The sequence below is a fragment of the Paramuribaculum intestinale genome (genome assembly GCF_003024925.1).
GTDB lineage: Bacteria > Bacteroidota > Bacteroidia > Bacteroidales > Muribaculaceae > Paramuribaculum > Paramuribaculum intestinale.
In genome coordinates this window covers 1-3282 of sequence record NZ_PUED01000227.1, presented here as the reverse complement: position 1 = coordinate 3282, position 3282 = coordinate 1, and the positions used below count along the sequence as shown (strand labels likewise).

2 protein-coding genes are annotated in these 3282 nt (G+C 43.1%); both read right to left on the bottom strand.

Annotated elements, in window-relative coordinates; genetic code table 11:
* Positions 1 to 20 precede the first annotated feature (20 nt).
* Positions 21 to 425: a hypothetical protein gene (locus C5O24_RS13845; protein WP_133165569.1), complete on the bottom strand. Its 405-nt coding sequence runs from the start codon at positions 423 to 425 to the stop codon at positions 21 to 23.
* 81 nt (positions 426 to 506) lie between these two features.
* Positions 507 to 2426: an AAA family ATPase gene (locus C5O24_RS11935; protein WP_161553899.1), complete on the bottom strand. Its 1920-nt coding sequence runs from the start codon at positions 2424 to 2426 to the stop codon at positions 507 to 509.
* Between the last annotated feature and the right edge of the window lie 856 nt (positions 2427 to 3282).

The following is a 3282-nucleotide window of genomic DNA, read 5'->3' as shown; positions in this document are numbered from 1 at the left end:
CCTCTATTTGCCAACTTATTTCAGCAACACATATGGCTACCTCTTCCATAAGTCCTTACAATTTTGAAACGACATCCTTCGTCAAGTAAGCACTCTGTGATTTCTTTGAAACAATCTCTGACTTGATTGAAGTTAGGGTTAATAACTTCACCCCATTCTTCCATACATTCCGCAATGAATATCGGAAGGTGGGAGTGCTTTACGCGATGGTGACGTGCCATTTTATGTGAGTCTTCAAGATTGACTACTGCTGCTGTGGAACAATTGTATTCAGGTTCATCATAATCATGCAAATCCACACAAACCATGAATTGACCGGATATATTGAATCCTACGTATATGTCCATTACAATCGGCTGATCCTCGTCGGAACTCATTATATGACAGCAGGGTAAATACAGGCTGCCGCTGATATGTTTTCCCATATTGATTAAAAGTTTACGCCCGAAACCATTGACTGTATGGTTTCGGGCTTTGGTTGCTAAATAATGTCAGCTAATTGGCAGTTAAATTGTAAAGCCAACTCGCGGACGTGATATTGTTATCGGTTTTACTAAGGGGGCAGTTGCAGGTATGTCCACTTCTCGTATTTCGGTGAGAGATATGTCATCCGTCAATCCCTCGCTAATGACCCTGACAGCCATTGAGGGGAGTATTTCGGTCTGAATCATATTCATTACGTGACGAGCATTTCCGAAGTTTTTCTCCCGTTGTGCATAGTCGGCTTTAAGACGAGTGATTAGAGCTTTCTGCGCACCGGAAGTCAGAGTATAATGGTTTTGGGAAAGATAATTCTCCGCTATCTCCATCAGCTCTGCTTCTGTGAAATCATCAAAAGTGTAGATGTTAGTATCCGGAATACGCGACTTGAAACCAGGGTTCATATCAAACATCCTTTTTATCTCGTCGGGATACCCTGCAAGAATAAGCATCCAGTCTCGGTTGGTGTCATCAGAAAGTGCAGTCAGCAAGGTATCAATGACAAATTTTCCCGGATCACGCGGGTCATTAGGTTGATAGAGCTGATAAGCTTCGTCAATAAACAGTATGCCGCCTTGCGCTTTCTCTATGGCTTCCAAAGTTTTCTCTGACTCGGAGTGGTAGTTTTGTCCAAGGAGTGAGGCTCGTTCACGTACCACTACGTGGCCTCTGGAGAGCACACCTGCCTGATGCAGCATTTCTCCAATCAGTTTCGCTACAGTAGTTTTTCCAGTACCCGGTGAACCTAGAAACATCGAGTGTAAGGGTGTGGTAGCTACAGGCAGCCCTTTATCTTCTCGCATCTTGTTGAAGCGCACCACTCGTTCATATACACCCAGCTTATCCTTTACAGAGTGAAGTCCAGTGAGATGGTCAAGCGACAAAATCGTATTACATTTATATTCAGTCACATCTTCCGTCGATTTGTCATCCGCAACGGCTTCTTCTGTCGTAGACATTTTTCCCTTCTTCATGTCTTCGAGTTCGGAAGCAATAAATTTATCAATGGCTTCTTCAAGAGAATCAACTCCAGGTGTGGTGTCCGACTCGCCATCTCGTTCAAGGTGTTTATCAAAAAGTGCCTTTGACGCCTGCGGAGAATATTCATCCATAGCCTCGATTTCATGTCCAAACCAAACTCCACGTATATCCTCGTCGCTGAGAGTGTCAAAGACGAAACCTGCAATAGGATATTCCATGCAGAGGAGTTCGGCATAAAACACTCCGTTGATGTCATCGGCTGTCTCGAATGGACATTCTATGATCCATCGATTGTCTTTGTAGCTTTCCAGATTGCGACAGAATGGCTCCTTGAAGAAAGCCTTTACATATTTTCCATCAGGATAGTAAAGTCTTACCTCAAGTTCGGGCATCACTGTCGAAAGTCGGCAACAAATTTCGGGGGCAACGGTGAACAGAACAAGGTATTCGTGTGCGTCTACGGTGTTAAGTGACTTGAACACATTGTCGCTCCATGAAGGGCGAATCCCTCCATCGCAAATCTGATACCACATAGTTGGGTCGCCCATTGTTGATTTGTCAAGCAGATGGATTATGCTTTCAGTAAGGGGCAGTCCTGCGTTTTCATCGCGTACCACAAGTTTGTAAGTATGGTTACCGACTATGTCCGATGTTTCAGCAGGAAAGTGGATGAAGTAGTCCTTGAAGCCATCGGCAGCAAGATTTATCCTTACTCTTTGAGTGGCCACCTCGCATCGCATAGTCATGTCTACGAGCGTCAGCGAAATGTTTCGGCGAGCACCCTTGTCGAAGCGGTTATTCCACACTTCAACCTTGACGGCAATACCGGCAAAGTTTTTGTCAACAAGGAAATCATGACGATCATCGTAGGGGAATTGTCCGATGAAAACCAAGTCATCAGTCTCATCGCAGTTGTAGGTGTAGAATTGGATTACATCTACGGATATGGGTGATTTTCTTTTCATATTCATACAGTTTTGATGGAAGACTCTTGGAGCCCTCCGGGTTAATACTTCATTTTGTCAATCTCATCCGGAGGCCTGCCTCCGGAGCCGTACCAACATGTCAATGTACTCCCTGCTCCGATTGCCGTAATATGGATACGTCAAGACGCACCAAGGGCTATCAGGGCATTTCTGCGGTTGAAAAATGTTGGTGGAAAACTATGCGCACCTCATCTCCGCGCCGCCGGGAGGGGCAGCACCGCCGAACTTGCTGTTGTTGAGATGTAGATGCTTCATAGCTAAAAATGAAGTAATTAAACTGTATGAAATGAGTCGCGCCACAAAGGGTTGTTACCCATCATGGCGCAAAGTTAACAATAAATTTTGTTTTTCCAAAGCATTAATCAGAAAATCTGCGGGAAATCTGCGAAAATATAAATCAACTTTCTGTAATAAAACTTCACGAAGGATTTTTCCGAAAAACTTTGAAGTGGAAGGTTTAATTAAGGGCCGTAAGCTACAATGTTCTGATATACGTATAATCGGTTATGCATTCCTCGCTATTGCAAATTATAACATGGCCCCTTAACAAAGGCATAGTATCTAATACCCGCTGAACCCTATGAATTAGCTCATTATCTTCTATCCGATGAAGAGTGGAATCGGAATGTTTTTCATAAAAAAGATTATTACATTTTAAGAAGAGATTGTCCACTCGGGAAAACAATTTGAAAAATGATAAAATTGCAGACTCGGTAACCGATGCATCATAAACATGAGTAACGATAGTTGGAATACCAGCGTTTAATCCTAGTTTTATTGATTTGAATACATTATCCCAACATAAAGATTTGTTTATACACTGGCTAGTATGTTG